Origin of the sequence: Secundilactobacillus collinoides DSM 20515 = JCM 1123 (assembly GCF_001435975.1) — a bacterium.
In the GTDB taxonomy this organism is placed as follows: domain Bacteria; phylum Bacillota; class Bacilli; order Lactobacillales; family Lactobacillaceae; genus Secundilactobacillus; species Secundilactobacillus collinoides.
Window position 1 is genome coordinate 8,190 of sequence record NZ_AYYR01000070.1, and the last position, 7,691, is coordinate 15,880.

General features: G+C 45.7%; 7 protein-coding genes. 3 read left to right on the forward strand and 4 right to left on the reverse strand.

What is annotated here, in order from left to right; all coding sequences use genetic code 11:
• Nucleotides 1-25: 25 nt before the first annotated feature.
• Nucleotides 26-925, reverse strand: a complete 900-nt coding sequence (locus FC82_RS11625; RefSeq protein WP_056997082.1) for a quinone oxidoreductase family protein — start codon at nt 923-925, stop codon at nt 26-28.
• A gap of 265 nt (nt 926-1,190) precedes the next feature.
• Here FC82_RS11625 and FC82_RS11630 point away from each other — a divergent pair, with 265 nt between their 5' ends.
• Together FC82_RS11630 and FC82_RS11635 are read left to right on the forward strand one after the other, a co-directional pair.
• Nucleotides 1,191-1,841, forward strand: a complete 651-nt coding sequence (locus FC82_RS11630) for an NAD(P)H-binding protein (RefSeq protein ID WP_054762646.1) — start codon at nt 1,191-1,193, stop codon at nt 1,839-1,841.
• 25 nt (nt 1,842-1,866) lie between these two features.
• Nucleotides 1,867-2,499: an NAD(P)H-binding protein gene (locus FC82_RS11635; RefSeq protein ID WP_056997083.1), complete on the forward strand. Its 633-nt coding sequence runs from the start codon at nt 1,867-1,869 to the stop codon at nt 2,497-2,499.
• A gap of 256 nt (nt 2,500-2,755) precedes the next feature.
• On the opposite strand, the gene FC82_RS11640 is transcribed toward FC82_RS11635, so the two are convergent.
• The 3 genes from FC82_RS11640 to FC82_RS11650 form a co-directional block, all read right to left on the reverse strand.
• The gene (locus FC82_RS11640) at nt 2,756-3,187 is read right to left on the reverse strand and encodes a universal stress protein (RefSeq protein ID WP_056997084.1); all 432 of its coding nucleotides are present in this window, start codon (nt 3,185-3,187) and stop codon (nt 2,756-2,758) included.
• A gap of 11 nt (nt 3,188-3,198) precedes the next feature.
• A complete protein-coding gene (locus tag FC82_RS11645; RefSeq protein WP_056997085.1) occupies nt 3,199-4,617 on the reverse strand; it encodes an amino acid permease in 1,419 nt (472 codons plus the stop codon).
• A 557-nt stretch (nt 4,618-5,174) separates the two neighbouring features.
• Nucleotides 5,175-6,464 carry a dicarboxylate/amino acid:cation symporter gene (locus tag FC82_RS11650; protein WP_056997086.1) on the reverse strand — a complete coding sequence of 430 codons (1,290 nt, stop codon included), beginning with the start codon at nt 6,462-6,464 and terminating at the stop codon, nt 5,175-5,177.
• A gap of 459 nt (nt 6,465-6,923) precedes the next feature.
• On the opposite strand from FC82_RS11650, the gene FC82_RS11655 reads away from it, so the two are divergent.
• The gene (locus FC82_RS11655) at nt 6,924-7,457 is read left to right on the forward strand and encodes a DapH/DapD/GlmU-related protein (protein WP_054762648.1); all 534 of its coding nucleotides are present in this window, start codon (nt 6,924-6,926) and stop codon (nt 7,455-7,457) included.
• The last annotated feature ends 234 nt before the right edge of the window (nt 7,458-7,691 follow it).

Here is a 7,691-nt window from a genome sequence, read left to right on the forward strand (position 1 = left end):
ATAGTCGTTCTTGCCAGCAGACGGATTAATGGCCAAAGGTCACCAGAACCCGGCCACGGCTGTGGGTTTCTTTAGCAAAGTGCTGTGCTTTTTTAACCTGCTCGATTGGAAAGATCCGGTTAATCAAAGCAGTGAGTTTACCCTCAGAAAGCTGCTTAATAAATAAGCGATAGCGGTCGGCATTGAATTCATCGTGAACGAAAATGAAATTGTTTAACGTGGGTGCCTGCATGAGGGCAATCGAGACGATTTCTGGTTGGGAAAGCTGCTTTTCCAAAGTCGTTAACATGTCTAGGCGACCGACAATATCGAGCACGATGCTGCTGCCAGATATTGTTGGGTGTTCATCAAGGGTGTAGGGAGTTAAACGCGGCATTTGTTCAATAAAGTATGGTTTACTTGCGGCCGTTACGATGGGATAAATCGGTCGTGATTCGTCCGCCAGCATTTGTAGGAGCGTTAGGCCAATGACGGAGTTTGCCCCAGTGATGACGATATTTGCGGCCTTGCTTTGGTCGATTTGTTGTTTTAAGGTCCAGGCAGTCCCGGCGGAAAGGGCAGCGGCGCTTTCGTCACTGACGTTGGCGGGTAATGGATACATCCAGTCTGGATTTTCATTGAGGACGAATTCACTATAGACACCAGCCGGATTGATGACCAAGACCCGCTGATCAAGTAGGGATTGATCACGGTTCTTCCCAACCGAAACGACGGTCCCGGTACCTTGAAACCCAATGATTCGAGGCAGTTTATCCTGTTGCTCATCAGTGGCGTGGGTGTCTGATTCTAGTTTCCAGTCAGTGGGCGATATTGGTAAAACGGCCATTTTTATCAGAACACCGTTATCAGTAAGCACCGGCTTTGCCGTGTCCGTGATAGTGAGCCCATCGATGCCGTTAAAATTGGTTTGCAGTACTGTCTTCATATTGTCGACTCCTTTTTGGATGTTTTTATGTAGTTTAATTTTTTCAAAATGCGTCTATTTTTGCCAATCCCTATAATAGCACGCCTGACAGTAAAAACGACATATCATGGGACCAGTTAGTTGAAGATCGTCGCATGATTTTATCAGCAAATTGTCTCATCAGTAAATTAATTTATTTAATGAGTGCGTTTTGCTTGCCTTAAAGTGGACTTTAAGGGGTAAAGTCATGGTGTTAAACAGTTGAACAAAAAAAGGAGCGAGACACATGAACTTATTTATTGCGGCCGCTAATGGCCAGATTGCTAGAATTGTTGAGAACCGCGTTTTAAACGAACCAGCGTTTCAGGACGTTAACCTGACGCTGTTTTTGCGAAACGCCGATCGGTTAAATGCCCTCAAGGACAACCCGCGGGTCACGTTGGTTGAAGGCAGCTTGGATGATGCTGCTGGTTTGACACAGGCTTTGAAGGGTCAAGATGTGGTGTTTGTGGCCGTCGTTGACCACACGTCAGACAATGCCTGGACTAAGAACATCATTGCCGGAATGCAGGAAAACGGCATCAAGCGGGTGCTGTTTACAAACATCTTGGGCTTGTACAACGAGGTGCCGGGTGAATTTGGTGCATGGAACCTGCAGATGGTTCGCAGTGGGTTGCCGGCAGCCATTAATTCGGATAAATTACTGGCGGATTCAGGATTGGATTACACAACATTGCGCTTGCCGTGGTTGAATGACCGCGATGAAGTGAAGTACACGGTGACCCACCGCAACGACCAGTATGACGGCGTTTCAGGATCACGCCAGAGCGTTGCCGACTTAGTTTTGAAGCTGGTCAGCGAACCAACCTTGGATGTGAAGGATAGTGTCGGGTTAGCTGACCCTGATACGCAGGGCTTAGACCGCCCCGTTTATTAAACGATATTGAGGAGACATGTTTTAAATGACAAAAATCATACTTTTAGGCGCTAATGGCCGCATTGCGCGGATCGTTCGCCAGCGCATACTTGCTGAAACGGACGCTTCATTAACGCTGTATTTGCGGGATATCAAGCGGGTGATGCCAATCGATGACAGCCGGGAAACAGTGATTGAAGGCGATGTCAACGATTACACCACGCTGACACAAGCGGTAACGGGCCAGGATATCGTTGTGGCTGACCTTGGCGGCAGAATGACACCGTTAGCTGCGACCATCGTTAAGGTGATGACCACAGCTAACGTGAACCGGCTGATTTGGATCACTGGTCTCGGTCTGTACCATGAAGTGCCAGGGGAGTTCGGCCGCTGGGTCGAGGAATCGATTGGAACTCCCATTATGGATGATACCCGGGTGGCAGCTGCTGACATCGAAACTAGTAAGCTGAACGCCACGATTATCCGAGCCGCCTACATGACGGATGAGGATAAGATCGACTATGAGCTGACGGAAAAAGGGACCCCGTTTAAAGGGACTCTGATTTCACGGGCAAGTATCGCCGATTTGATTATGAATATTTTGAAGGATCCAGAACAGCACAGTTTCAGTAGTTTAGGTATCGATGAACCTGGTACGGACGGTGACCGGCCTTACTGACAGGCACTTCCGATGATGCTGATACTTCGTCCTGGTTATATTGCTTCAATATGTAGCAAGCAGCCCCCTCTCATCATTCAGGCTTGGATGATGAGAGGGGACTGCTTGTTTGTTTTTGGACAAATTGACTTTTGAGCAAGTGCTTCCGAGAATTAATCGAGGTGCTGCGTTTTAAAAATGGTGCTTTTTAGGCAACCAAATGGAAACGTCTTTCAGGAAGCAGCGACCTGGTCTCTAACCGTTTCCTTACACGCGCTTACTTCACAATCAACACATCACAGCCGGAATGCTGAATGACATACCCACTGTGCGAGCCTTGAAGCATTTTGCCGACCATGTTGCTACCGGTGTTCCCGAGGACAATCAAATCGATCTTGTACTCGTCGGGCACGTCCTTTGCCAACAAGGTTTTGATATTGCCGATCAGGGCTTTGCCCGTGACGTCAATGTGTTGATCCGCAGCTTTCTTCACATAGGGATTTAACTTAGCTGAGATTTGTACTGAACGGTCACGATAGAAATCTTCGTTAACCCCAAATGACGAATCCATGCCACGGTCACGGTTGACGATCCAGACAACGTAGAGTGATGCTGATAGCACTTGTGCGAGGACACAGGCAATGTTGAATGCCCGGTCCGCCTGGTCAGAGCCGTCAAGCCCAATCAATATTCGAGAATATGGTTTCATAATAGTGCCCCCTAATGCTTAGAATTGATAGTGGCGTGTTTGCGCCCATAACCGAAGTAAATGCATAAGCCGATAATCAGCCAAATTACGAACCGGATCCAAGTTTCCCAGTTCAGGCCGGCAATCAGTACCAAGCAAAAGGCAATGGCAATGATTGGGGTAAATGGCACACCGGGAGCTTTGAAACCACGGTGCAAATCTGGTTGCGAGTGACGCATCCAAAGGACACCGGCAGAAACAAGAATGAAGGCGGTCAGTGTCCCAATGTTGACCAGTTCAGAGAGGATGTTCAAGTTAATAAACCCACCAGCAAGTGCGGTAATGATCCCGAAGAACCAAGTCCCCTTAAATGGGGTTTGGTGCTTTTTGTCAACGTCACCAAAGAACTTTGGAAAGAGGCCGTCACGCGACATTGAGTAACTGATTCGTGATTGGCCGTACAGCTGCACCAGCATAACGGTGGTCATCCCAAGAATGGCACCGATGCTGACGATAATGGACAACCATGATTGCCCGGTTTTTGCTAAAACGGCTAAAACTGGGGCGTTCAGGTATTTCGAGAACATCTTGAACGGCACGACCCCGGTCATGATCAACGTCATGATGATGTACAGGATAGTCGAAATGACAAGGGAAAGTAAAATGCCTCGTGGTAGTGTTTTACTTGGGTTGATCGTTTCCTCAGCACTGGACGAAACAGCGTCAAACCCAATGAACGAGAAGAACACGATCGAAGCGGCAGGAATGATTCCGGCAGCGGTTCCGTTATGGTAAGAATACAGACCATAGGGGTTAAATGGGTGCCAGTTTTGCGGCTTGATGAACCAAACGGTACAAATGATAAACAAGACAATAACGGCTAATTTGATAATAACCATTGTATCGTTGGCACGTTTCGTTTGGGTGATCCCGATGGAAATGATCCAGGTGATGACCAGCACAACGATGAACGCTGGCAAATCAAACACGGTGGTAACCCCAGGGGTCGTACCAGCCGCCGCAGTCAGAATCGTTGGAATGTGAATACCGAGATTATCCAGCAGGTTGACAAAGTAACCTGACCAGCCGGCCGACACGGTCGCAACACTTAAGGCATATTCCAAAATCAGATCCCAGCCAATAATAAAGGCAATAATTTCACCAAAGGCAATGTAGGAATAAGTGTAAGCCGAACCAGCAACTGGTGCCATTGACGCGAACTCAGCGTAACAAAGCCCAGCGAAACCACAACAGATAGCGGCAACCAAGAAGGACACGGATAACGCCGGTCCAGCGGTTAACGCCCCTTTCCCAGTTAAAACGAAAATCCCAGTCCCAATGATTGCCCCAATTCCCAAAAAGGTGAGGTCCCATGTTCGCAACGTTCGTTTCAATGGGGAAGCATTCTTCTCCAAATCCGCAATACTCTTTTTCCGAAATAAAGATGACATCTAATCACTTTCTCTCATTAAAATATCATCATTTTATCATTGTCTATTTTATGTGTAAAGAAACATTACATGAAAAATGAATTATTATTAAAAAACCAGGTGCACAATCCCCTTAAATGACACGGGATTGCCTGTATTTTGATTTTTTTGAATTATTTGTATGTATTGTGTTATTTTATCTGACATAGTTTTGAAATTGCACGCGTTTTGATAGTGGTTGGCAAAGGTCAACGCTGAGGCAAATTACCTGTTAAACTCCTATAACAGGGGGATACTCCGACCTCTTTTTTTAGACGAAAAGTGCGAAAACGAGTGATTCTATGAACCTTCATGCCACGGTGATGCACAATGACTGATCATGGTGGCGCTTTCATGTAAAGCGATTCTTTTGCGAAAACGGTCCGTACAGTGTTTTTGTGCACAAAAAAGGCACCCGTTAAAGGTGCCTTTTGGTTATTAATAATCACTGATTGAATATAAATACTCAAACGCGGTTTTCATGAGTTGAACGTTTCAGAACACGTGAGTCTCATTTTCTAATTTTAGACCTGTAATCCTTATCGACCGGTAACAACTGTACCGCCAACCAGTGCTTTCTCGTCATCCGGTGCGAATTCGCCCTCAGACTTAGCAATCACGATGGTGGCTAAACTATTACCAGTAATGTTGACCACGCATCGCGCCATATCAACGATCCGGTCGATCCCAGCGATGAAGGCCAGACCAGAAGCGGGAATGCCGATGGTTGACATCGTTGCTAGTAAAACAACGAAGCAAGCGCCGGCGACCCCAGCTGTCCCTTTTGAAGTGAGCATCAAGACAAGAACCAGCGTGATTTGTTGAGTGATCGATAAATTGATGTTGTACGCTTGAGCCAGGAAGAGGGCAGCTAGTGATTCATAGAGCGCCGCGCCGTCAAGATTAAACGAATAACCGGTAGGAATAACCAGTGAGACGATTGACCGGTCAGCACCGTAATTAGTGAGCCGCTCCATAAGTTGCGGCATGACGGCCTCTGAACTGCCAGTTGAAAAGCCCAAAAGCAGTTCGTTTTTAATGTATTTCAGCAGGTAAAACAGGTTGATTTTGTAAATACGGGCGGTTGCACCGAGGATGATCACGACAAAGATGAAAAAGCCGAGGTAACATAACCCGATAAAATATCCTAGCGGCAGTAGTGCCGAAATGCCCATTTTAGCAATGGTGGCACCGATCAAGGCACAAACGCCGATTGGAGCGAGATGCATGATCCAATTGGTGATCTTGAACATGACCTGTGAAACGGCATTTAAAAAGTCGATGATGATCTGTCCTTTTTCACCGAGGCTCGCGGTCCCGAAGCCAAAGAGAATGCAGAACAGAATAATTGGCATGATATCCCCAGTACTCAACGACGAGAAAATATTAGTTGGCACCATGTCCATCACGGTGCCCCAAATACCGCCACCGGAATTGTACGATTTCGCGCTCTTTACGTAAGCACTGATGTCGCCAGCCTGCAGTGATTTCAAATCAACAAAGGTGCCTGGATGGAAAATATTTGCGATCAATAATCCTAAAATAATGGCAATGGTCGTAATGACTTCAAAGTAAACTAATGTTTTTATGCCGACACGCCCCAGTTTTTTGACGTTACCCATACTGGCAATGCCAACGGTGAGGCAGGAGATGACGATTGGAATCATAATCATTTCAATTAAATCAATAAACATCGTCCCGATATTGTTCATCGCAGTAATTGCCGTCGTGTGCTTGTAGAACACAACGCCAAGACCAATGCCCAGCACGAGACCAATCATAATCTGCCAGCTAAGTGAAATTCTGACTTTTCTTTTTGATGATACCATCAAGTATTACCCTCTTTTGAAATATAGTCTCTCTCATCTTGCAGTTGAAAAGTGCCACAATTGGTTTGTGAAATTGCAACTGCCTCTATTAGACTAGGAAGAGTGCGTTAAATCAACCTTAAAACGGGGACGTAAACGATTGCGTGATAGGGGTCACAGAGACTGTTTTGACGATAAGAGCGTCTTGAATTAATCAGAAAGGATAGTTATTTTCTATCGGTTCCGCTGCACGCTTGTAAAACCATTAGTGAACTATCTGAAAAGATGCCCGACCTTTTTAAAGCTTGTGTCGTATAATCATTTCGGAAAATCTGTTTATTTTGAACTCATTTTTATGGGAAATGGCATTGGTTAATCCGATACTTGGGAAAGGTGTACGAGACAGGTGGACCTTCCAACACGGTAACGGTTTAAAACAAGTCGATTCATAATTTTTGAAATTTTATAGGAGGCATTACCATGGTCGAAACTCAAATTATCGATGTAAAAAAAAGAAACACGCCGGAGTATGTCAAAGAATTTCAGCGGATGCAGCAATTAGTTTTTAAATTTAACAACACGATGCCATTTACAGACGAGGCCAATGAACTTTTGACACAAATGCTTGGCAACCGCCTTGGCGCGGGCAGTCGTATCACGGCACCAATTCGGTTGATTGAACCAGAGAAAATTACAATTGGCAAAAATGTCCTTATCGAAAGTAACATTTTGTGCATGGCTGCCGGGAACATCGTGATCGAGGACAATGTTGAAATTGCTGCGGATGTTCGTTTGATCAGTAATAACCATGATTTTCACCACCGAAATTTACTGATTTGCAAGCAAGTGACCCTAAAGAAAAATTGCTGGATCGGTGCTGATGCGTCCATTCTACCAGGCGTGACGCTAGGTGAGAATGCAGTGGTTGGTGCGGGTGCAATTGTTACCCATGATGTTCCGGATAATGCAGTGGTTGTGGGCAACCCCGCAAAAGTCATTAAGACAATTGATTAGGGCTTTCACCCGTGCGCATCAGTGATTTTTTAGGTAATCCGGGGTTAGTGGCATGCCTGGTATTTGCAGCAAATGGCCTGAAGCGTATCATCAGTGATTGCTGGATTATAAACGTAGAATTAGTCACGGATATTTACAAAATACCCATCAAACACTTGCAGCTGGTGTTTGATGGGTATTTTGGCTCTTTGTCAACTGGTATTGGTGGAGAGTTTTGAAACGTATTTGACTTTA